Source organism: Streptomyces sp. NPDC007917, assembly GCF_042959105.1.
GTDB lineage: Bacteria > Actinomycetota > Actinomycetes > Streptomycetales > Streptomycetaceae > Streptomyces.
In genome coordinates this window covers 151,113-172,612 of the sequence record NZ_JBIBKK010000001.1, presented here as the reverse complement: position 1 = coordinate 172,612, position 21,500 = coordinate 151,113, and the positions used below count along the sequence as shown (strand labels likewise).

The 21,500-nt window shown below is 74.3% G+C and carries 17 protein-coding genes; 10 read left to right on the top strand and 7 right to left on the bottom strand.

All coding sequences use genetic code 11. The features are described 5' to 3' along the window. Positions 1 to 59: 59 nt before the first annotated feature. Positions 60 to 917: a helix-turn-helix transcriptional regulator gene (locus ACFZDL_RS00750; protein ID WP_353590615.1), complete on the bottom strand. Its 858-nt coding sequence runs from the start codon at positions 915 to 917 to the stop codon at positions 60 to 62. 148 nt (positions 918 to 1,065) lie between these two features. Between ACFZDL_RS00750 and ACFZDL_RS00745 the strand changes: the two genes are divergently transcribed. Beyond that, the gene (locus ACFZDL_RS00745) at positions 1,066 to 1,668 is read left to right on the top strand and encodes an NAD(P)H-dependent oxidoreductase (RefSeq protein WP_353590614.1); all 603 of its coding nucleotides are present in this window, start codon (positions 1,066 to 1,068) and stop codon (positions 1,666 to 1,668) included. A 23-nt stretch (positions 1,669 to 1,691) separates the two neighbouring features. Here ACFZDL_RS00745 and ACFZDL_RS00740 read toward each other — a convergent pair whose 3' ends face one another. Then, positions 1,692 to 2,903, bottom strand: a complete 1,212-nt coding sequence (locus ACFZDL_RS00740) for an MFS transporter (RefSeq protein WP_353590799.1) — start codon at positions 2,901 to 2,903, stop codon at positions 1,692 to 1,694. Between the two features lie 112 nt (positions 2,904 to 3,015). On the opposite strand from ACFZDL_RS00740, the gene ACFZDL_RS00735 reads away from it, so the two are divergent. Then, positions 3,016 to 3,792, top strand: coding sequence for a helix-turn-helix transcriptional regulator (locus ACFZDL_RS00735; RefSeq protein ID WP_353590613.1), 777 nt, complete (start codon positions 3,016 to 3,018; stop codon positions 3,790 to 3,792). Positions 3,793 to 3,828: 36 nt separating this feature from the next. Here ACFZDL_RS00735 and ACFZDL_RS00730 read toward each other — a convergent pair whose 3' ends face one another. Beyond that, on the bottom strand, positions 3,829 to 4,680 hold the full coding sequence (locus ACFZDL_RS00730; RefSeq protein ID WP_353590612.1) for a hydrolase: 852 nt from the start codon (positions 4,678 to 4,680) through the stop codon (positions 3,829 to 3,831). Between the two features lie 219 nt (positions 4,681 to 4,899). Between ACFZDL_RS00730 and ACFZDL_RS00725 the strand changes: the two genes are divergently transcribed. Then, complete coding sequence (locus ACFZDL_RS00725) at positions 4,900 to 6,933, top strand: sulfatase (protein ID WP_353590611.1); 2,034 nt, start codon at positions 4,900 to 4,902, stop codon at positions 6,931 to 6,933. A 5-nt stretch (positions 6,934 to 6,938) separates the two neighbouring features. On the opposite strand, the gene ACFZDL_RS00720 is transcribed toward ACFZDL_RS00725, so the two are convergent. Next, a complete protein-coding gene (locus ACFZDL_RS00720; protein ID WP_353590609.1) occupies positions 6,939 to 7,856 on the bottom strand; it encodes a zinc-binding dehydrogenase in 918 nt (305 codons plus the stop codon). A gap of 237 nt (positions 7,857 to 8,093) precedes the next feature. Between ACFZDL_RS00720 and ACFZDL_RS00715 the strand changes: the two genes are divergently transcribed. From ACFZDL_RS00715 to ACFZDL_RS00690, 6 genes are all read left to right on the top strand, one after another. After that, a complete protein-coding gene (locus ACFZDL_RS00715) occupies positions 8,094 to 11,435 on the top strand; it encodes an amidohydrolase family protein (protein ID WP_353590608.1) in 3,342 nt (1,113 codons plus the stop codon). 90 nt (positions 11,436 to 11,525) lie between these two features. Continuing rightward, positions 11,526 to 12,371, top strand: a complete 846-nt coding sequence (locus ACFZDL_RS00710; protein ID WP_353590607.1) for an inositol monophosphatase family protein — start codon at positions 11,526 to 11,528, stop codon at positions 12,369 to 12,371. A 51-nt stretch (positions 12,372 to 12,422) separates the two neighbouring features. Continuing rightward, positions 12,423 to 13,832, top strand: coding sequence for an NAD(P)/FAD-dependent oxidoreductase (locus ACFZDL_RS00705; RefSeq protein ID WP_353590798.1), 1,410 nt, complete (start codon positions 12,423 to 12,425; stop codon positions 13,830 to 13,832). Between the two features lie 99 nt (positions 13,833 to 13,931). After that, a complete protein-coding gene (locus tag ACFZDL_RS00700) occupies positions 13,932 to 14,378 on the top strand; it encodes a nitroreductase family deazaflavin-dependent oxidoreductase (protein WP_353590606.1) in 447 nt (148 codons plus the stop codon). Positions 14,379 to 14,499: 121 nt separating this feature from the next. Beyond that, positions 14,500 to 14,664 carry a 50S ribosomal protein L33 gene (gene rpmG / locus ACFZDL_RS00695; RefSeq protein WP_353590605.1) on the top strand — a complete coding sequence of 55 codons (165 nt, stop codon included), beginning with the start codon at positions 14,500 to 14,502 and terminating at the stop codon, positions 14,662 to 14,664. Positions 14,665 to 14,730: 66 nt separating this feature from the next. Further along, a complete protein-coding gene (locus ACFZDL_RS00690) occupies positions 14,731 to 14,991 on the top strand; it encodes a type B 50S ribosomal protein L31 (RefSeq protein WP_353590604.1) in 261 nt (86 codons plus the stop codon). Positions 14,992 to 15,090: 99 nt separating this feature from the next. Here the strand turns inward: ACFZDL_RS00690 and ACFZDL_RS00685 are convergent, their stop codons facing one another. Next, entirely contained in the window at positions 15,091 to 15,990 is a 900-nt protein-coding gene (locus ACFZDL_RS00685) for a LysR family transcriptional regulator (protein ID WP_353590603.1), read from the bottom strand. Between the two features lie 97 nt (positions 15,991 to 16,087). Between ACFZDL_RS00685 and ACFZDL_RS00680 the strand changes: the two genes are divergently transcribed. Continuing rightward, complete coding sequence (locus ACFZDL_RS00680) at positions 16,088 to 17,026, top strand: PhzF family phenazine biosynthesis isomerase (RefSeq protein ID WP_353590602.1); 939 nt, start codon at positions 16,088 to 16,090, stop codon at positions 17,024 to 17,026. Positions 17,027 to 17,135: 109 nt separating this feature from the next. Here ACFZDL_RS00680 and hemC read toward each other — a convergent pair whose 3' ends face one another. Then, positions 17,136 to 18,071 carry a hydroxymethylbilane synthase gene (hemC, locus tag ACFZDL_RS00675; RefSeq protein ID WP_353590601.1) on the bottom strand — a complete coding sequence of 312 codons (936 nt, stop codon included), beginning with the start codon at positions 18,069 to 18,071 and terminating at the stop codon, positions 17,136 to 17,138. A 63-nt stretch (positions 18,072 to 18,134) separates the two neighbouring features. Beyond that, positions 18,135 to 21,500: an SAV_2336 N-terminal domain-related protein gene (locus ACFZDL_RS00670; protein ID WP_353590600.1), complete on the bottom strand. Its 3,366-nt coding sequence runs from the start codon at positions 21,498 to 21,500 to the stop codon at positions 18,135 to 18,137.

The window sequence follows — 21,500 nt, the reverse complement described above, 5'->3', positions numbered from 1 at the left end:
TCCTGCCCCGACCTCGATCTGATGCGGGCCAGGAGCAGAGGCCATTATGCGGAACGACCTCAGCCGGACGACACCGCCCGCAGCGCACCCGGGTGGCGGCCGGTGAGGCGGTCGAGGGCGGCGGAGGTGGCGTCGTCGGCGGGGAGATGGACGATGAGGCGCTGGTCGTCGTCGGCGGGCAGTTCGAGGGTTTCGTACGCCAGACGGAGCTCGCCCACCTCGGGGTGGCACAGCCGGGTGACGCCGTTGGACCTGGGGAGGCCGGGCAGCGTGGCCACGCGCTCGGTGAAGGCCTCTCCCGTGGTGACGGTCAACTCGTCGGCGAACCGGGCGATATGGGCGTCCGCGCGGAACGGGCCCTGCTTGAGGGCCGCGACCTGTTCGTCGGCGACGCGAGCCCAGTCGGGATAGGCGGTGCGGGCGCGCGGGTCGGTGAAGACGAAGCGGGCCAGGTTCGGCGGGCTGCCGTCCAACAGGCCGACGGGGCCCGCCAGTCGCTCGTAGCCGGCCGTGTGGGCGAGGATTTCGCTGAGCCGGTTGAGCAGCACGGCCGGGGCGGGCTCCAGGCGGTCGAGCAGGGCCCGTACGGTGGGCCGCACCGTACGGACCGGGTCCGCGCCGCCCATGCAGCTGAAGCCGGGCTCGGCGCCCTTGGTCAGGCGGTGCAGATGGACGCGTTCGGCAGGGGTGAGGCGGAGCGCGTCGGCCAGCGCGGAGATCACCTGCGCGGAGGGGCGGCGGTCGCGGCCCTGCTCCAGCCGGGTCACATACTCCACGCTGACCCCGGCCAGCGTGGCCAGTTCGGCCCGGCGCAGACCGGGCGTACGGCGGCGGGGTCCGACGGGCAGCCCCACCTCGGCGGGGGAGACCGCCTCACGGCGGAGGCGCAGGAACATGCCCAGCTCGTTGTCGCTCACCCTCCGAACGTAACAGCCGCGCCGAACGGGATCGTGGCCCTGCCACTACCAGTCTCGGCCCGGCCTTCCTGGTACCGGCGCGGCCCGGCAGGTTGGAGGACGTGGCCCTCCCGGCCACCTCGTCACTTCACAAGGAGCGATCCCAGCCATGTCCAGTCAGCCCCTCAAGCTCGCGGTGATCCTCGGCAGCGTCCGGGAGGGCCGGTTCGGCCCGACGGTCGCCAACTGGTTCGTCGAACAGGCCCAGGCGCACGGCCGGTTCGACGTGGACCTCATCGACCTCGCCGACACCCCGCTGCCGCTCGCCCTGCCGCCCATGCCCCCGGCGATCGACCCGAACCTGCCCCGCCCCGCCGAGATGGCGGACCTCACGGCGAGGCTCGCGGCGGCCGACGCGTTCGTCGTGGTGACGCCGGACTACAACCGCGCCTACCCGGCCGCGCTGAAGGCCGCGATCGACTGGCACTACCTCGAGTGGCAGACCAAGCCGGTCGGCTTCGTCGGCTACAGCGGGGCCAGCGGCGGGCTGCTGGCCATCGAGGGCCTGCGGCAGGTCTTCAACGAACTGCAGGCCCACACGGTCCGCGGCTACGTCTCCTTCCCCCGGTACTACGAGCTGTTCGGCCCCGACGGCGCGCTCAAGGACCCCGAGGCCCCGAACGCCGCGGCGAAGACGATGCTGGACCAGCTCCAGTGGTGGGGCTCGGTCCTCCACGACGCCCGCCGCGACCGGCCGTTCGCCGCGGTGTAGGCGGGGCGCAGGCGGGGCGGGGATCAGCGGGGGCCGGGCGACGCTCCGGCCCCGGTGGCGGGCTCGGGGTCGGGTGCGGGCCCCGACTCCGGCCCAGACTCCGACTCGGGCTCCGGCTCCGGCTCCGGCTCCGGCTCCCTGAGCGTGCCCGCGATGAGCCAGGCCAGGGCGCACAGCGCGATCAGCGGGGCCAGCGCGGTGCGCAGACCGGCGACATCGGCGAGGGCGCCGATGGCCGGGCTGGCCACGCCCCCGACGCTGACGGCCAGGCCCAGCGTGACGCCGCTGGCCGTGCCGACGCGGTTCGGCAGATAGTCCTGGCCCAGCGTGACGTGCAGCGAGAACGGTACGTACAGCGCGGCGGCCGTCAGGGCGGCGAAGGCGTAGAGGGCAGGCCCGGGGATGAACACCAGCCCGGCGACGGCGGGGACCCCCACCGCGTAGGCGATGCGGAGCGTACGGACGCGGCCCCAGCGCGCGGCCAGCGGACCGCCCAGTACGGTGCCGACCGCGCCCCCGGCGAACAGCGTGAACAGCGCCGCCGACCCCGCCGCCGAGCCCCCGGGCACGCGCTGCTGGGCGTACAGGGCGATGAACGCGCTCAGGCCTACGAAGACGATCGAACGGCAGACGATGACCGCCGAGAGCCGCAGGAACTGAGGCCAGTTGTCACGGCCGGTGCCCCGCGCGGCGGCCTGCTCGGCCGCCGCGCGCCGGGACAGGGACCGGATCGCGGAGGCCGTCAGCGCCACCCCGGCCACCGCGGGCACCACCAGCCACGGCGACGCGCCCAGCCCTCCGGCGGACAGGACCGGGGACACGGCGACGGGGGCGAGGGCGAAGCCGATGTTGCCGCCGAGGGAGTACCAGCCCATCGCCACATGGCTGCCGCGGCTCGCCGTCCGGGCCAGCCGCGCCGACTCGGGGTGGTAGGCGGCGACCCCGATGCCGGAGAGGGCGACCGCCAGCCAGGTGAGCGCATACGAGTCGCCGGGCCCGGACAGGGCGATGCCAAGACCCGCGCCGAGGGAGCTCGCGGGGATCAGCCAGGGCATCGTCCACCGGTCGGTCAACGCCCCGAACAGGGGCTGCACGATCGAGGACAGCAGCGTGGCCGCCAACACGATGCCGGACGCCGCCGCATAGCCGTAGTGGCGTTCGGCCACCAGGAACGGCACCAGCGTGGGCACAGCGCCCTGGTAGAAGTCCACGGTCGCGTGGCCGATGGCCATCATCGTGATCGGTCTGGACACGGAGCGGTCGGTGGAGCCGACGGCGGGTTTCTGGGTCACGCCGACGATCCTCCGGGCGCGGCGGGCTGGCAGGCTTCCGATAAACTGCCAGGTGATGTCGGTATCCCGCCAAGTGTCCCGCCGGACCGTCGTCCCGGCCCGGCCGCACAGGCCGACGACCACCCGTTTCCTGGACCCGGGCAGCGGACTGTCCGCTCACCGCCATGACGTGCACCAGGTCGTCTACGCGGGACGCGGTGTGCTGTCGGTGACCACGGAGGCCGGGAGCTGGGTCGCCCCGGCCACCCGGGCGATCTGGGTGCCCGTCGGCACCCTGCATGAACACCGGGCCTACGGGCGCACCGTGCTGCACGGCGTCGGCCTGCCGGTGGAGGCCAACCCGCTGGGCCTGGACCGGCCCGCCGTGCTGGCGGTCGGCCCGCTGCTGCGCGAGCTGATCATCGCGTACAGCAGCCCGGACGCCGACCCCCAGGCCGCGGAGTCCCGCCGTCTGCTGGCGGTCCTGCTCGACCAGTTGCGGCAGGCCCCGCAGCAGCCCCTGCATCTGCCCACGGCCCGGGATCCGCGGCTGGCCGCCGTATGCGCGCTCCTCCAGCACGACCCCGCGGATGCCCGGCCGCTGCCCGAGCTGGGCGCCCGGGTGGGGGCGAGCGCCCGCACGCTCACCCGCCTCTTCCGCGCCGAGATGGGCATGACGTTTCCCCAATGGCGCACCCAACTACGGCTGCACCACGCGCTGCTGCTGCTCTCCGACGGCCTGACCGTCACCGCGGTCGCCCACCGCTGCGGCTGGGCCTCGGCCAGCGCGTTCATCGATGTCTTCCGCCGCGCGTTCGGATACACCCCCGGCGACTACCGCACGCAGGCCTGACGCCTGACCGACGGCTGCCTGGCGCCTTCCTGACGCTCAGCCGCAGCCGATCCGCGCGGTCCCGACGGCCACGTCGTCGTACCAGAGCGTGTCGTCGCCCTCGCCGTAGCTCTCCCAGCCCAGCCGCAGATCCGTGGGCGCGGGGCGCCAGCCGCCCCGGGCCAGCCACTGCTGGTCGACGTCCTGGGTCGGGGTGCCGTCCACGACCAGGCCGGTGACGAGGGAGCCGTTGACCCAGGTGTCCAGCCGGCCGGCCGAGCGGTCGAGCCGGAACTCCAGACACGTCCAGGTGTTGACCGGCAGCGGCGTGGACAGCGCCACGCCCGCCGGGCTCTGCGCGGGCAGGGTCGCGTCGTCGGACTCGCGGTTCCATTGGAGGGCTTTGTTCTGCCCGCCCATCCGCAGGTCCTTCGAGTTGTCGTTGGTGTCGCGGAGGGCGGCGAACGTGACGTGCTGGGCGGGGAGCGCGGTGGTGTGGCGGACCCAGAAGCGCGCGTACAGCTGGGAGCCGGCCGGCACGCCGGACAGGGACGTACCGGCGAAGGCGTGGTTGCAGTACCCGGCCTTGCCGGTCACCCGGACGGACTTGGTGCCGCCGTGGGCGACGGTGGAGTCCACGGTCGCGGTGCCGGTTCCCGAGCAGTTGGCCACGTTCGTGGTCCAGCGGCCCGAGGGGGCGGTGCCGGTCTGTGACTCGAAGTCCTCGCAGAAGCCGTTCGCCGAGCACGCGGCCGCGGTGGGGGCGGACGCGGCCGCGGACGAGGCGGAGGCGGAGGCGGTGGGGGTGATGGCCGCGGCGGCGGCCAGCGCGGCGGTCGCGGCGGCGAGGGCGCGGCTGCGCTTGGACGTACGGGCGGGGCGGTTGCGGGGGTGCGGGTCGGGTGCCATGGAGATCCTCCTTGGGGGCTGCGCGCTTCTGCGGGAGTGGAGAATGTGGGAGCGCTCCCATTCAGGAATGTAGCCGTGCCCATGACAGTCGGGAAGTCGCGGCACGGTGTTTTGAACCGATGCCGTCGACGAGCCGTAAGGAATAACGGCGGCCCCGACCTCCCGAGCCTGGCCCGCCGTGCCACCATCAGGCTTCGCAAGCACGGAAGGAACTTCGGGGTGTCGCTCTTCACGCGCTCTCGTCAGCTGCCGGACAGGGACAAGACGAACGCCGAGGAGGGCCCAGCGCCGGACGGCCCCGCGCCGCACCCGCCGGCCGAAGCCGCCCCGGGGGACGCCGCGGCCGCCTCGGATGACACGGCCGCGGACGAGGGCATGGCGCGCGACGCCGCCGACGAGGCCGTGGCCGACAGCGTCCCGGCAGACGCGGCCGTCGCAGGCGGCGGCGCGGGCACAGGCCGCGGCTGGCGGGACAAGTACCCCGGCGCGGCGAGGGCGTTGGCGTGGGGGGCCACGGCCCTGTCGGTCGGGGTGGTGTTGTTCGCGCTGCTGCTGCCGAGTCGGCTCGCGCTCATCACGCCCAGCGCTTTTCTGCACATCCCCGTGGAGGCGGTCCTCGGGGCCGGGGTGCTGCTGCTCCTGCCGCCGGTTCCGAGGCGGGTGGCGGCGGTGGTGGCCGGGGTGTTCCTGGGCCTGGTGACCATCCTCAACCTCCTCGACATCGGCTACAACGAATTCCTCGGGCGCGGGTTCAACGTCGTACTGGACTGGATCCTGCTCGACGACGCCCAGTCCTACCTCGAGGACTCGCTCGGCTCGACGACCGCGAAGCTCGCCGTGGTCGGGGTCGTGGTGCTCGTTCTCGTCCTGTTCGCCGTCCTGACGCTGGCGTGCCTGCGGATCGGCAAGGTCATGGCCCGGAACAACGCCGTGGCGACCCGTACGGTCCTCGTGCTCGGTACCGCGTGGGTCGTCTGCAGCGCGCTCGGTCTGCAGGTGTCGGGGGCGCCGATCGCCTCCAGGAACACGGTCGTGCTCGTCCAGAACCGGGTGAAGTGGGTGAAGGCGACCCTGAAGGACGAGCGGGAGTTCAAGAAGCTGGCCGCCGTCGACTCCTTCGGCGACGTGCCGGGCGATCAGCTGCTGACCGGGCTGCGCGGCAAGGACGTCATCTTCACCTTCATCGAGAGTTACGGCCGCAGCGCCATCGAGGACCCGGAGATCGCGCCCGGGGTCGACGCGGTGCTCGACGAGAAGACCAAGGAGCTGGGCGACGCCGGGTACTCCGCCAAGAGCGGGTGGCTCACCTCGGCGACGTACGGCGGCAACAGCTGGCTCGGCCACTCCACCTTCCTGTCCGGCCTGTGGATCGACAACCAGAGCCGCTACCGCACCGTCACCTCGGGCGATCACCTCACCATCACCCGCGCCTTCAAGCGCACCGGCGCCTGGCGCACGGTCGGCATCATGCCGGGTGTCACCAAGGAGTGGCCGGAGGGCAAGTTCTACGGCCTCGACCACGTCTACGACTCCCGGGACCTCGGGTACGAGGGCCCGAAGTTCAGCTGGTCGACCATGCCCGACCAGTACGCCCTGACGGCCTTCGAGCGGCTGGAGCACGGCAAGCGGCACGACAAGCCGCTGATGTCGGAGATCATCCTGACCTCCAGCCACCAGCCCTGGGCGCCCATCCCCAAGATGATCGGTTGGGACGAGGTCGGTGACGGCTCGGTCTACGACGACATCGAGAAGGCGGGCAAGGACCCCAAGGACGTGTTCACGGACTCCGCCCAGGCCCGCGCCGAGTACGGCAAGTCCATCCAGTACTCGCTGAACAGCCTCATCGACTACGTGGTGAAGTACGGCAACAAGAACACGGTGCTCGTCTTCCTGGGCGACCACCAGCCGATGGCGAAGGTCAGCGGGGACCACGCCAGCCGGGACGTGCCGGTCGCGATCGTCGCGCACGACCCGGCCGTGCTGAAGCGGATTTCCGACTGGGGGTGGCAGGACGGGCTGAGGCCCGGCGCGGAGGCCCCGGTCTGGCGGATGGACACCTTCCGGGACCGCTTCCTGACCGCCTACGGCCCGCAGCCGGGCTCAGGCTCGCCCAGCTCCGGGACGTCCGGCTCCGGGACGTCCGGCTCCGGGTCACCCGCCTCCGGGTCACCCGGTTCCGAGCAGCCCACCTCCGAACAGCCCGCCTCCGGGTCACCCGCCTCCGAGCCGGCCCGTTCCAAGCCCTCTCGCTGAAGCCGTCAGCCGCCGATGTCCAGCACGGCCTTCCCCCGCACCCGGCGGCCCAGCAGCGCCTCCACCGCCTCCGGCGCCCGCTCCCACGAGCCGCGCCAGCCGATCTGCGGGTCGAGCCGGCCCTTGGCCAGCAGGCCCACCAGATACGCGAGGTCCGGGCCGAAGGGCGCCTGTACGGCGAAGGGTTCGAGGCGCCTGTCACCGCCCCTCAGCCGCTCCCGCTCGAAGTCGACGGTGGTCGGTTCGAGCGACGCCTTGCCGATGGACTGGGCCGAGCCTCCGGGCTCGACCAGGGCGAACGCCTCGGCGAGCAGCGGGCCGCCCACGTTGTCCAGGACGCCGCAGACAGGTGCGGTGACGCGCTCGAGGCCGACGACGACCTCGTCCGCGCCGAGTTCCCGCAGCCCCTCGCCGCGCTGCTGGCTGCCCACCGCCGCGATGACGTACGCGCCCGCGAGAGCGGCCAGCTGCACCGCGAAGCGTCCCAAGCCGCCCGAGGCGCCGGTGATCAGCACCCGGCGGCCGATCACCGGGCCCAGCCGGCGCAGGGCCTGGAGCGCGGAGACCCCCGCGCCCGGCAGGGCGGACGCCGCGCCGAGGTCGACCGCGTCCGGGACCACGGCGAGTTCGGCGGTGTCGACCGCGCGCCGCTCGGCCCACGCTCCCGGTGGTCCGAAGGACACCACGCGGGTGCCGGCCGCGGGGCCGGAGCCGTCGGCGGCGGCGCGGACGACGATGCCCGCCGAGTCCCAGCCGAGCACCTGCCCGGGGCGTGCTCGCTCTTCCCGGTAGGCGAGTTCGCCGAAGTTGAGGGAGGTCGCGTGGACCTCGACCAGGGCCTGTGCGTCGTGGGGCACCGGCTCGGGGGCCTCGCCGAGCCGCAGGCCCTGGGGGGCCTCGGGGTCGTAGAGCAGAGCGCGCATCGCGGTCGCGTCCTTTCGGGTCGCTTGGCCCGGCGCCGAGGGCCGGCGCCGTCGCGTTCACGCTGCCTCGGGGCGCGACCGTTGTCCAAGAACTGCCGTTATAGCCATCGGTTATCGGGGGTTGCGGGCCGGGGGCGCGGTTAAGTTCAGGTAACACCTATTTCCGGGGGCTGTCCCTCCGCTTGACCTCGCCTTTAGGTTCGGCGGGATCGTGATCTTCAAGTGGAGGGTACGGCTGTGGGCATATCGCGCAGAAAGCTCATCCGGCGCGGCGGACAGGCCGCGGCCGGGGCCGGAAGTCTGTGGCTGGGCGGCCGGCTGACCGGACTCGCGACGGTGGCGAACGCGGCCGAGAACACCGGGAAGGCCGAAAACGCCGACAGCGCCACACAGGCGGCGGACGGCGCCACTCGACGGATCACCGTCACCCAGGCCACCAACGCCTCCGCCGCGCTCTCCCCCGACGGCCGGACCGTCGTCCTCGACCTGCTCAATCTGCTCTGGACGGTCCCGGCCGCCGGAGGCGAGGCCACCCGGCTCACCGGGATCGACCAGGAGGCGACCGAGCCCGACTTCTCGCCCGACGGCCGCCATCTCGTCTACCAGTCGTACACCGACGGCAACTTCCACCTCTGGCTCGCCCGCGCCGACGGCACCGGGGCGCGCCGGCTGACCAAGGGCGGCGCCGACCACCGCGAGCCGCGGTTCTCCCCGGACGGCAAGCGGATCGCCTACGCGGGGGAGGCGGACGGCCGGTACGCGATCCACGTCCTCGACCTCGACAGCGGCGCCACCAAGGTGTGGGCGCCGGGCACGGACGCCACCGTCCAGCAGGCGCAGCCCTTCTGGCACCCCGACGGAAACGCGATCGCCTTCACCTCCGGCAAGGGCGACGCCCCGCAGTCCGTCGTCCGGGTCGACGCCGACGGCAAGCGCATCACGCTCGCCACCGTCACCGAGGGGCGGGTGGCGGGCCCCTCCTTCTCGCCGGACGGCGCCCGCTTCGCCTACGTCCACCTCACCTCGGCGGCCACCGCACTCGTGGTCGACGGCGAGACGGTGTCGGACGCGGAGGAGGACGTGTTCCCGTTCGCGGCCCGATGGCCTTCCGCGGACGAGGTGTTCTACACCGCCGACGGCAAGGTCCGCCGCCGAAAGCTCTCCGGGGGCAAGGCCCGCGCCAAGGAAGCGCGGGACATCCCCTTCGCCGCCCACCTCACCGTCCCCCGCGTCCAGGAGCGGCCCGCCGCACACGACAGCGACGCGGCCCCGGCCTCCGCCTCCCCCCGCCCCGTCAAGGGCATCGTCTCCCCGTCCCTCTCCCCGGACGGGGAACGGATCGCCTTCGCCGCGCTCGGCGACATCTGGATCGCACCCGCCAACCCGCGCGACGGCAAGGGCACGGGCTCCGCGCCCAAGGCCGTCGTCTCCGACGGACACCTGAACACCGACCCCGCCTGGTCCCCCGACGGCTCCACCCTCGTCTACGTCAGCGACCGGGGCGGCGCCGCCGACCTGTGGGCGTACGACATCGCCGACGGCACGACCCGGCAGCTGACCGACCTCCAGGACGCGGTGTCCGGCCCGGCGTTCAGCCCCGACGGCGCGAGCGTCGCCTTCGGCCTCGGCTCCGGCACCCTGCACACCGTGGCCGTGGCCACCGGCGCCGTACGCAAGGTCGCGGGCCCGCTCAACTCGCCCGGCAGGCCCACCTTCTCCGCCGACGGCACCAAGCTCTCGCTGGCCGCCCTGGCGCCCGTCACCGCCCGCTACCGCGAGGGCTTCAACCGCGTCCTGACCGTCGACCTGGCCACCGGCGAGGCACACTACGACGACCCCGTCCCCGGCAAGTCCCTGGCCAACCGCATCGACGCGGGCCCGGTCCACTCGCCCGACGGCAAGCACACCGCGTACATCGTCGGCGGCACCCTGCGCCTGAGCGCCCTGAACGCCGCCGGGCGGCCGACCGGGACCGCGCGCGAGCTGAACGGCGAGACCGCCGACGCCCCCAGCTGGAGCGCCGACTCCCGTTCGCTGCTCTACCTCTCCAACGGCCGGCTGCGCCTGGCCGACGCCCGTACGGGCCGGGCGCGGACCGTCCCGGTCAGGCTGACCTGGCGCCCCGCCAAGCCGACCGGGCGCACGGTGGTGCAGGTGGGGGCGGTGTGGGACGGCACGGGCGAGACGCTGCGCCGCGACGTCGACATCGTCATCGAGGGCGACCGCGTCAAGGCGATCGTGGCGCGCGGATCGGTCCGCGCCGGAAGCGGTGGCCGTACCGTCGACGCGCGCCACCTGACCGCGCTGCCCGGCCTGATCGCCGTCCACGAGCACGGCCCCTGGCAGCGGGCCGACACCATGAAGCTGTGGCTGTCCTACGGCGTGACGGCCGTGCGCTCGCCCGGCACCGCCCACTACGCCGCCGTCGAGGCCAAGGAGGCCACCGCCTCCGGGCGCCGCGTCGGGCCCCGGGTCTTCGCGGCGGGCGATCTGATCGACGGCTCGCGCGTCTACTACTCCTCCGGCCGCCCCATAACCGACACCGAGGAGCTGGAGCGCGAGCTCGCCAAGGCCGAGGCGCTGGGCCACGACCTGGTCAAGACCTATGTGCGGCTGCCCTACGCGATGCAGCGCGCCGCCGTCCGCGGCGGCCACCGGCTCGGGCTGCGCGCCACCTCGCACTACCTCTTCGGCCCGCTCGGCTTCGGCGCCGACGGCACCGAGCACCTGGGCGGCACCAGCCGCTACGGCCGCCGCCAGAAGGAGACCCACCTCGGCCACGCCTACGAGGACATGACCGAGCCCCTGATCGCCTCCGGTATGGCCTTCACCCCGACCTTCGGACTGTCCGGCGCGGGCCTGCCCGCCACCCGGGCGGCGCTCTACCGCTACGCCGAATGGGCGGTCGGCGACCGGCGGCTGACCTCGCTGATGAGCGAGGCGGAGTACGAGGAGTTCCGCAGCGGCGTGGCGGCCGCGCGGCAGACCGTCCCCACCGATCTGCTGGCCTTCGTCGCCCGGCACGGGGCGACCGTGCGCAGGCTGCTGGAGGGCGGGGCGCACGTCGGGGTGGGCACCGACAGCCCGCTGGTGCCCCCGGCCATCTACTACCACCTCAACCTGCAGGCCATGGTCCGCTACGGCGCCACCCCCCACCAGGCGCTGCGCTCCGCGACCGTCGAGGGCGCGCGGGCGCTGGGCATGAGCGCGCGGATGGGCACCGTGGAGCCGGGGACCCTTGCCGACCTGGTGCTGGTGGAGGGCGACCCGCTGAGCGACATCCGCGCGGCCGCGGCGGTGCGCAGCGTGGTGCTCGGGGGCGTGGTGCACTCGGTGGACGACCTGGTGAGCGGGAAGTCCGCCGGCCCGGCGTCCGTACGCGGTGCGTCGGCCGTACGCGATGCGTCGGCCGTACGAGGCGCGTCGGCCGTACGCGGCGCCGCGGCCACGGGAAGCAGCGCCACCGTACGCGGCGCCTCAGCGGCCACCTCCGCCCAGGTGGCCGACGTGCCGCAGGACCCCGCCCGCGAGCGCTACTGGTGGCACCGGGAGGAGCACGCCCACCACAGCTGCTGCTGAGACCTGCCCGCCGAGGCCGTTCACGCGGCGGCCATCCTGTGGCCGCCGCCCGGCCACCGGCCGTCGCCGGAGCATGGTTCGATGAGGGGCATGATGGAGCAGTTTCTCGCCTCCGGTGCACTGTCCGACGTCGAGGAGGCGGTGCGCAAGGCGGCCGCCGCCGAGGTCATGCCGCGGTTCCGGCAGCTCGCCGACCACGAGATCGTCGAGAAGAACGGCCCGCACGACCTGGTGACGACCGCCGACCGGCTGGCCGAGGAGCATCTGACCGCCTCGCTCACCGCGCTGCTGCCCGGCTCGGCCGTGGTGGGCGAGGAGGCCGTGCACGCCGACCCGTCCGTGCTCGGCGCGCTGGGCGGCGACGCGCCGGTGTGGATCGTCGACCCGGTCGACGGCACCCGGCAGTTCGTCCACGGCGACCCGGGCTTCGCGATGCTGGTCGCCCTCGCCCACCGCGGCGAGCTGCTGGCCTCGTGGACCTACGCCCCGGCCCTCGACCTGATGGCCGTCGCCCGCCGGGGCGGGGGAGCGGTGCTGGGCGGCGAGCCGCTACGCTCCGGCCGGCCCGAGCCCGGCAAGGAGCTCGACGTCGCGATCTCGCACTACGACTTCACCACGGACGCGGAGAAGCGCGCCCTGTCCGTACTGCGGACACCGGGTGTCGCGCCGCGCCCGTGCGGCTCGGCCGGCCTGGAGTATCTGAACGTGGCCCGTGGCCTGCTCGACGCGGTGGCTTTCACCTGGGAGAACGCCTGGGACCACGCCGCCGGGCTGCTGCTGGTCGCCGAGGCGGGCGGTGCGAGCGCGACGCTGACCGGCGATCCGTTCCGGATCGCGGGCGGAAACGCGCTTCCTTTCACAGCGGCGCGGGACGAGGCGACCGTACGGCATATCCTGAGCCTGCTGGCGGCCCCGGCTGACCGGGCCGCCGACTGACCGATCCTCAGGAGTCCCCAGGGACGGGGAGGGAGACCCGACGTGCCGTCCATGCTCGACGCGGTCGTGGTGGGTGCCGGGCCGAACGGGCTGACCGCGGCCGTCGAACTGGCCCGCCGCGGCCTCGCGGTGGAGGTCTTCGAGGCCGCCGAGGCGATCGGCGGCGGCGCCCGCACCGAAGAGCTCACCCTCCCCGGCTACCGGCACGACCCCTGCTCCGCGGTGCACCCGCTGGGCGTGGGCTCCCCGGCCTTCCGCGCCATGCCGCTCGCCCGGCACGGCCTGGAGTGGCTGCACCCCGAGCTGCCGCTGGCCCACCCCTTCCCGGACGGCACGGCCGCCGTCCTGGCCCGCTCGGTCGGCGAGACCGCCATGTCGCTGGGCCCGCGCGACGCCGGTACGTACCGCCGACTGGTCGCCCCGTACGTCGGCAGATGGGACACCCTCGCCCGCGACTTCCTGCGCACCGCGTGGGACGGGGTGCCCGCCGACCCGGTGACCTGGGCGCGCTTCGGGCTGCACGCCATCCAGCCCGTCTCCCTCCTCAGCCGCCGCTTCCGCGACGAGAAGGCCCGCGCGATACTCGCCGGGATGGCGGGCCACGCCATCGCGCCGACCGGCGGGCTCGCCACGGCCGGCCCGGCGCTGCTCTTCGCGCTCGCGGGCCACGCGGTCGGCTGGCCCGTCCCGCGCGGCGGCTCCCAGGCGATCTCGGACGCGCTCGGGTCGTATCTGCGCGAGCAGGGCGGCGCGATCCACGTGGGCGTGGAGGTCAAGCGGCTGGACGAGCTGCCGCCCGCCCGCGCGTACGTCTTCGACACCTCACCGACCGCCCTGGCCCGGATCGCCGGGCTCGGCAACGCGTACCGCCGCTTCCGCTACGGGGCCAGCGTCTTCAAGATCGACTACGCCCTGGACGGACCGGTGCCCTGGACCGCTCCGGAGGCCCGGCGCGCCGGCACCGTCCACGTCGGCCCCACCGCCGGTGAGATCGGCACCGCGCTGCGGGCCGCCACCGAGGGGCGCGCCCCCGACGTCCCCTTCCTGATCACCGCGCAGCCCAGTGTGGTCGACGACTCGCGCGCTCCGGCGGGCAAGCACGTCTTCTGGGCGTACGGCCATGTCCCCCGGGGCTGGGACGGGGACGCGACCGAGGCCATAGAGCGGCAGATCGAGCGCTTCGCGCCCGGCTTCCGCGACCTGGTGCTCGCGCGGGCCGTGGCCGGGCCGCCCCAGCTCGCGGCGCGCAACGCGAACTACGTGGGCGGCGACATCGCGTGCGGCGCCTTCGCGGGCCTGCAGACCCTGATCCGCCCCAAGCTGGCGCGGGTCCCCTACGCCACGGCCCATCCGTCGGTCTTCCTGTGCTCCTCGGCCACCCCGCCGGGGCCCGGGGTGCACGGCATGTCCGGGCACCACGCGGCGCGCGCGGTGTGGCGGCGGCTGCGCGGCCGGGGCTGACCCGGCCCCTTCGGTCTTGCTCCGTGTGCGGAATGCCGGGGCGGCGTCCGGGCGTTGACCTTGCGAGAGCCGCACGTCATCGACGATGGGACGGAAGCCATGCCTCTGCAGGGCGAGTACGAGCCGAGCCCCGAGAAGTGGGTGCGCGATCAGGTCGAGCAGATCGAGAGCTCCGGCGGCACCAAGGGGATGTCGATCCGGGGCCTGCCGGTCATCCTCCTGACCACCCGGGGCGCGAAGTCCGGCAAGATCCGCAAGTCTCCGCTCATGCGGGTGGAGCACGAGGGCGTCTACGCGGTGGTGGCCTCGCTGGGCGGCGCCCCCAAGAACCCCGTCTGGTACTACAACGTCGTGGCCGACCCCCGGGTCGAGCTGCGGGACGGCCCGGTGAACCGCGACATGATCGCCCGCGAGGTCCACGGGGAGGAGAAGGCCCTGTGGTGGGCGCGCGCGGTCGAGGCCTTCCCCGACTACGACGACTACCAGAAGAAGACGGACCGCGAGATCCCCGTCTTCGTCCTGGAGCCCGCGGCCGATCCCCACTGACCGCCGCTTGAGGACGCCGTCGGCGGGCGGGGAATGCGGGCGGGTCCCGGAGCGTTGTAGCGGGCGGAACAAACGGAAATGAAAACCATTCCTCCGGGGATGGGAACGTCTGGAGGCAGTCATGGCCCGCTCCGAAGCCCGCCCGGTCGTCACGCTCCGGTCGACCGCAGGCACCGGACACACCTATGTGACCCGCAAGAACCGCCGCAACAACCCCGACCGGCTGGTCCTGCGCAAGTACGCCCCCGCCGCCGGCACGCACGTCCTCTACCGCGAGGCCCGCTGACCGGCGGCCGCCGCGCCGCCGCACCCGCCCCGCCGGCAGTCCGTCCTCGTCAAGAAGGGATCCGTCATGAAGCCTCGTATCCACCCCGACTACCGTCCCGTCGTCTTCCGTGACCGCGCCGCCGGGTCGGCCTTCCTGACGCGTTCGACGGCCGAGACCGCGCAGCGCGTGCTGTGGGAGGACGGCGAGACCTACCCCGTCGTCGACGTGGAGGTCTCCTCGCGGAGCCACCCCTTCTACACCGGGACGTCCCGGGTGATGGACAGCGCCGGCCGCGTGGAGCGCTTCGAGCGCCGGTACGGCACCGGGTTCCGCGCGCGGGGCTGAGCCGGGCCACGCGCGGACATCGAACGCCACCGGGCGGCGGCCGCCGCCCGGTGGCGTTCGTTCACGTCAGGCGCACGACAGGCACGGGTCAGGCGCGCGTCAGGCCGGGATCAGGCGCGTCAGCTCGTCGGCGACCAGTTGGGCGGCGGGCGAGGTCCAGCGCCTGCGGTGCCGGGTGAGCTGCACCGGCACCGGCTCCACCGGTGGCCCGTCGACCAGGGCCAGGAGGCCGTCGCGCAGCTGCCGCTCCACGGTCGCCCGCGGCAGCAGCGTCAGCCCGAGCCCGGCGGCCACGCAGGAGCGGGCGGCCTCGATGCTGCCGAAGCGGGTCAGCCGGGGCGGCGGGCCGGGCAGCGCGCGCAGGGAGCGCACCAGCCGGTCGCTGTACGAGCAGCCCTCCTCGTGGACGAAGAAGCTCTCCCCGGCCAGCTCCTGCCACCCCGCCCCGCGCCCGGCCAGCCGGTGGTCGGGCGCGGCCACGTACACCAGCGGTTCGTGGGCGATGGGCCGCGCGACCAGCTCGGCGGCCTCCACCTCCGGCTCCAGGAGGAGCGCCAGGTCGAGCCGCCCCGAGCGCAGCCCCTCCAGGGCCGCTGCGGTACCGGTCGCGTGCAGATGGATCTCCACGCCCGGGTGGGTGCGCCGCAGCGAGGCGATCACCCGGGGCAGATGCGAGGAGCACAGCGACTCGCCCGCGCCGAGGGCCACCTGTCCCTCCACCGCCCCGTCCGCCCCCTCGCCGTTCCCGGCCGCCGCGGTCGCCCGCAGCCGGGCCTCGGCGTCCAGTACCCGCTCGGCCTCTTCGAGGAGCCGCCGTCCGGACGGGGTAGGGGTCGTGCCGGCGGGGAGCCGGTCGAACAGGCGCGTGCCGAGCTCCCGCTCCAGCGAGCGGATCTGGACGGTGACGGTGGACTGGGCGAGGTGCAGCTCGGTGGCCGCGGCGGTGAAGCTGCCGGTGCGCGCCAGGGCCACGAAGGTACGCAGAAGTCTGGTGTCCATCAGCACCCCAGCCTAGCGGGTCCTATCGGGTTACTCGATGGAGGCGAGCGAAAAGAATCGTTGGACGCGATGGGTGCGCCGGTGAAACGGTATCCCCATGAACGCACACACCGCACACACCGCAGACAGCACGTCCCACGCACTCGGCGCACTCGCCGCTGACACCGACCAGGTCCTGCGCTACTCCGCCTTCACCACCGACCCCTCCGGCGGCAACCCCGCCGGGGTCGTCCTGGACGCCGAGTCGCTCGACGACGCCGAGATGGTGGCCATCGCCGCCCGCGTCGGCTACTCCGAGACCGCGTTCATCACCGCGCGGGGCGACGCCGCCCGCCGCTACGGGCTGCGCTACTTCAGCCCCCGCGCCGAGGTGGCGTTCTGCGGACACGCCACGATCGCCACCGCCGTCGCGCTCGCCGAGCGCATCGGCCCCGGCGAGCTGGTCTTCGACACGATGGCGGGCGAGATCCGCGTGGCGACGACCCTGGGTGATGGGGCCGAGGGTGACGGCGGGGCGCCGCAGGCCACCCTCACCAGCGCGCCCACGCACTCCCGCCCCGCCGACGAGGCCCTGACCGACCAGGTGCTGAAGGCCCTGCGCTGGACCCGGGACGACCTGGACCCGGCCCTCCCGCCGCACATCTCCTTCGCGGGCAACGACCACCTCGTCCTCGCCGCCGCCACCCGCGAGCGGCTGGCCGACCTGGACTACGACTTCGACGCGCTGGAGGAGCTGATGCGGGTCCACGGGTGGACCACCGTCCACCTGGTGTGGCGCGAGGCCCCGGACCGCTTCGACTTCCACGCCCGCGACCCGTTCCCGCCCGGCGGAGTCGTGGAGGACCCGGCCACCGGCGCGGCGGCCGCCGCCTTCGGCGGCTATCTGCGGGCGCTCGGGCTGGTGACGGAGCCGACGCGGGTCCGGATCCGGCAGGGCGAGGACATGGGGCGCCCCAGCGATCTCCTCGTCGACGTGACGCCCGACGACGACCGCAGCCGGGTCACGGGCCGGGCGGTGGCGATCCCGGAGGCGTAGGGGTGCGTCCGGCACCTGAGTGCGCGACGTTTGTAGTGAGTATGGGACAGCGACACGCCGTACCGTCGGCGTGTCGCTGTCCCATACTCACTACAAACCCAGTGGCCGCTCAGTGCGGGATGGTGTCGATCACCTCGCGCGCACCCTGGCGCAGCAGGGCCACCGCCACCGAGGTGCCGAGGGTGGCCGGGTCCAGCGGGCCCGCCCACTCGTGCGCGTCCAGCACCGTCTTGCCGTCGGGGCTGAAGACGCGGGCGCGCAGGGAGAGCCGGCCGTCGCGCTCGGCCCTGGCGTAGCCCGCGATGGGGGAGTTGCAGTGGCCCTGCAGCACGTGCAGGAGCATGCGCTCCGCCGTGATCTCCTTCCAGGCGTCGGCGTCGCCGAGCCCGGAGACCGCCTCGATGGTCGCGGTGTCGTCCTCGCGGCACTGGAGCGCCAGCACCCCGGCCCCGATCGGCGGGCACATCGTCTCGACGGGCAGGATCTCGCTGATCCGGTCCGTACGGCCGATGCGCTCGAGCCCGGACAGGGCCACCAGCAGCGCGTCGCACTCGCCCGCGTCCAGCTTCTCCAGGCGGCGGTTGACGTTGCCGCGCATCGGCACGCACTCCACATGCGGGTGGGAGACGGCCAGTTGCGCGACCCGGCGCACCGACGAGGTGCCGATGCGCGCGCCCTCCGGCAGCTGATCGAGCGTCAACCCGCCGGGGTGCACCAGCGCGTCGCGGATGTCGTCGCGCTTGAGGTACGCCGCGAAGACCGTGCCCGCGGGCAGCGGCCGGTCGGCGGGCACGTCCTTGACGCAGTGCACGGCCAGATCGGCCTCGCCCGCCAGCAGCGCCGCGTCGACCTCCTTGGTGAACGCGCCCTTCCCGCCGAGCGCCGACAGGTCGCCCATCCACCGGTCGCCGGACGTGGTGACCGGCACCACCTCGGTACGGATGCCGGGACGCAGCGCGGCCAGCTCGGCGCGGACCCGCTCGACCTGGGCGAGGGCCATGGGGGAGGAGCGGGAGACAATGCGGATGAGGTCGGTGGACGACATGGCGTACACGATAGGCCCTCCGCCGCGCGCCCCGGGCACCGGCCGGGGGGTGGGCCTTCGCCGTCAGGGCGCGGTGCGCGCGAGCACCTGGGCGAAGACATCCGCGATTTCCGCCGCTGTCGGGCGGTCCCGGCGCGGGTTGAACCAGCAGGTGGAGACCAGGGTCCGCAGCGGCTCCCAGGCCGCGTCCTCCCATCGGGACCCGATCCAGTTGATGGCCTTCCCGGTGTAGGTCCCGGTCTGAGTGCCGGCGTGCGCCCCGAGGGTGTTGATGCCGCGCCCCTCGTAGGTGATCAGCCGACCACCGCCCAGAGCCATCAGGATCTCGCCGAGCGCGAAGACGTCGTCCTCGGGCGTCAGCCGCCTGGTCAGACGGCGGAACCTCCGGTCGATGACGGCCGTCTGCCAACTGACCAGCTTCACCGCGCCGTCGGCGACGAGCACCGTATCCGTCGTCAGACGGCCGTGCACCATCCCCTTCGCCGAGCAGACGCTCACCGCCTCGGCCACGTGCATGCCGATGGCGGCCGCCGTCCGCGCGCCCCAGCTCTCCGCCGTGCCGTCGGAGAGCAGGGCGGTCAGGGTGCGGGCCATGGAGCCGTCGGAGGCGAGGACGTGCTCCTCGGCGATCCACGGCGGATCGGCGTCGAGGTCCTGCCCCAGGAGCTTCGGCGCACAGCGGCCCGCCATCCGGCGCAGCGCTTCCGCTTCCGTGCTCAGCTCGGTGAACGCGCCCCGCCGCCCGGACTCCCGGTCCACGGTGCGCAGCACGGCGTACTCGTCGCTCTCCGGGTTCCGCCCCAGATACGCCGGGGGGCCGCTGAGGGTGCGGATGTGGCAGTGCAGGGTGTACGGGCCGAGCGCGTGCGGGTCGGTGTCCGACAGCGGGACCCAGCCGTGGGCCCGCTGTTTCCGCCTGAGCTCCAGGAGGGAGAAGCGGGCCGGTTCGGCGGGGTCGAACCGCTCGAAGACCTCCCACACCTCCTGCGCCGTCGGCCGGTTGCGCATGTCCAGACACGCCATCACCGCGTCCCGGATCGGCCGCCAGCGGTCGGTGCCCCAATGGGACATGTGATACACGTTGCCCGCGCGACGCGACCACCCTCCGCCGCCCAGGCACAGCAGGATGTCTCCCAGCGCCCGGACGTTGCCCTCGGGGGTCGGCGGGCGGCCGTCCGTGAGCGCCGGGGACGGCACGCCGTCGATGCTGGCCGACGACCAGCCGGTCAGGATGAGGTCCCCGTCGGCCACATACACCGTGCTCGCGGTGAGATCGCCGTGCACCATGCCCTCCGCGGCGCACACGCGCACGGCGTCCACGAGTCGCCGGGCGAGCGCGAAGGCGGCTTGTGGTGTCCACCGGTCCGTGCCCGCGCGGAGGATGTCGTCCAGCCGGTCCAGGATGATGGGCTCTTCGGCGATCCACGGCGTATCGCCGTGCAGGTGCTCCCGCAGCAGGGTGCGCGCATACCGACCGTCCATCCGGCGCAGCGCTTCCGCCTGCACGCCGAGCAGGGCGGCGGCCTGGGCCCCGCGTAGCCGGCGGGATGTGTGCACGATGACCTGGTCGCCGTACGCGTCCTCGCCGAGGTAGGCGGTGACGCGCGATCCCGAGTGGTCGGCCAGGCGCAGCGTGTACGGGCCGATGGTGCGCGGGTCGTGGGGTGTCAGGGGGCGCCAGCGGCGTTCCCGGGTGAGGCTGATCGGCAAGATCGCGCCCAGCCGGGCCGCCAGCCCCCGCTCCACCGTGCCGAACGGCCGGGCTCCGGCCCGGAGGCGGTCGGCGCCCGACGGGTGGGCGAGCCAGGCCGGGAAGTCGGGGGAGTGGCCCGCGAGTTCCTTCAGGCGTCGGCCGATCACCTCGCGGGTCTCATTGAGTTCGGGCAGCGGCACCGCGCCCAGCAGCGCGCGCCGGACGGTGTCCGTGAAGGTAAAGGGGCGTTGCTGGGGCGGGAACGGGCCCGGGCCCGCCGAGGACGGGGGCTCGGTCGGGCGCATCAGGCCGCCGAGGAAGACCTCGGCCAGGTGCCCCGTGTCCGCCTGCCACTCCACCGCCGACTGCACCAGCCGCATCACGGGCACCGGCAGCGGGGCCACCGCGGCCATGTGGGCCGCCAGGCGGTACGCCTCGGGCGAGGCCGCCTCCCGGAACCGCTTCAGATGGCTCAGGTCGTCCACCGGTGCGGCCACCTGGTGCGTGGTGGCCGGGCGGCGCGGGCGCGGCGGGGCCAGCAGGGGGAGGACGGCCGTGCCGCCCGCGGAGGCGATCAGCCGGGCCCAGTCGGCCAGCGGCCCGGCGTCCGGTTCCAGGACGGGTACGGGGACGCCGTCGAAGCGCGCGAGCTCCGGGGGCAGGACGGGGTCGGTGACCGTCCAGTCCGTGCCCGGCGAACCGGGCCTGCGGGTGCGCACCTGCCAGCGCTGCGCGCGGATACCGGACCCCTCCCACAGGCGCGGCGGCAGGGCGTGCAGCACGGCCGTCGGGCCGAGGCCCGCCCAGCGCCCCAGGACGGCGGACATCCGGCCGTCGCGCCACGCCGCGCCCACCCCGTCGCTCAGCACCAGCACCAGCGTGTGCCCCGACGGGTCGGACACCGCCGTGACGGGCAGGGCGGGCGCCTCGGGTACGTACGGCTTGGCGCGCAGCACGGGCGCGTCACCGCCCCGCGTGTGCAGGCCCAGGACCCGTACCACGCGGAACGCGCCCGCGCGCTGCAACAGGGTGCGCAGCTCGACCGCGAGCCGCCGCCACAGCAGCATCGACATCCCGTCGTCGACGACGAGCGCGAGGTCCAGCCAGCGCTCCCGGGCCGGGCGGGTGACCACGTCGGGCAGGCCGGTCTCGGCGAGCGCCGACGCGGTGGCGACCTCGTCGACCTCCCGCTTGAGCGGGTTGGGCCGGTACTGCTTGAGCGGGCGCAGCGCCCGCCCGATGGGCAGCTCGGCGCGGAGCGCCTTGGCCTCCGGCACCCGCAGCGGCAGCGCGCGGCGCGCGGGGGGCGGCGGGGGAGCGCCGGGGTCGGGCGGCGGCGCCTCGGCCGATCCGTACAGACCGCTCGTGCCGTCGTCCGTACTGTCGCGCCGCGGCGGTACGGAGGGCTGGGCGGGCGGCCCCGGCGGCGGGGGCGGGGGCGGGGCGGTGGACGCGGGGGGACGGGGCCGGGCGGCGGTGGCTGGGGTGGTGTCGGGGGAGGTGTCGGAGGCGGCGCCGGGGGAAGCGTCGGAGGTGGCGCTCGTACGGGCGCGCTCCAGCGGCGCCCCCGCGCCGGCCGCACCCGCTGCGGCCGCGGGCAGCCGCGTGGCCAGCCAGAGCGCGTCGAGCAGCTGCTCCTGGGACAGCCGCGCACCGCTGTCCGCGAGGATCGCGAGCGTGTCATCCAGCCGCCCGAGCGCCCCCGGCCGCCGTCCGCCCCGGCCTTCCCCCGCCAC

What these genes read in the sequence shown, in the direction of transcription:
- ACFZDL_RS00745 (WP_353590614.1), top strand. Translation starts at nt 1,066, where the DNA reads ATGTCCAGTCAGCCCCTCAAGCTCGCGGTGATCCTCGGCAGCGTCCGG.
- ACFZDL_RS00740 (WP_353590799.1), bottom strand. Translation starts at nt 2,903, where the DNA reads ATGATGGCCATCGGCCACGCGACCGTGGACTTCTACCAGGGCGCTGTG.
- ACFZDL_RS00735 (WP_353590613.1), top strand. Translation starts at nt 3,016, where the DNA reads ATGTCGGTATCCCGCCAAGTGTCCCGCCGGACCGTCGTCCCGGCCCGG.
- ACFZDL_RS00730 (WP_353590612.1), bottom strand. Translation starts at nt 4,680, where the DNA reads ATGGCACCCGACCCGCACCCCCGCAACCGCCCCGCCCGTACGTCCAAG.
- ACFZDL_RS00720 (WP_353590609.1), bottom strand. Translation starts at nt 7,856, where the DNA reads ATGCGCGCTCTGCTCTACGACCCCGAGGCCCCCCAGGGCCTGCGGCTC.
- ACFZDL_RS00710 (WP_353590607.1), top strand. Translation starts at nt 11,526, where the DNA reads ATGATGGAGCAGTTTCTCGCCTCCGGTGCACTGTCCGACGTCGAGGAG.
- ACFZDL_RS00705 (WP_353590798.1), top strand. Translation starts at nt 12,423, where the DNA reads ATGCTCGACGCGGTCGTGGTGGGTGCCGGGCCGAACGGGCTGACCGCG.
- ACFZDL_RS00700 (WP_353590606.1), top strand. Translation starts at nt 13,932, where the DNA reads ATGCCTCTGCAGGGCGAGTACGAGCCGAGCCCCGAGAAGTGGGTGCGC.
- rpmG (WP_353590605.1), top strand. Translation starts at nt 14,500, where the DNA reads ATGGCCCGCTCCGAAGCCCGCCCGGTCGTCACGCTCCGGTCGACCGCA.
- ACFZDL_RS00690 (WP_353590604.1), top strand. Translation starts at nt 14,731, where the DNA reads ATGAAGCCTCGTATCCACCCCGACTACCGTCCCGTCGTCTTCCGTGAC.
- ACFZDL_RS00685 (WP_353590603.1), bottom strand. Translation starts at nt 15,990, where the DNA reads ATGGACACCAGACTTCTGCGTACCTTCGTGGCCCTGGCGCGCACCGGC.
- ACFZDL_RS00680 (WP_353590602.1), top strand. Translation starts at nt 16,088, where the DNA reads ATGAACGCACACACCGCACACACCGCAGACAGCACGTCCCACGCACTC.
- hemC (WP_353590601.1), bottom strand. Translation starts at nt 18,071, where the DNA reads ATGTCGTCCACCGACCTCATCCGCATTGTCTCCCGCTCCTCCCCCATG.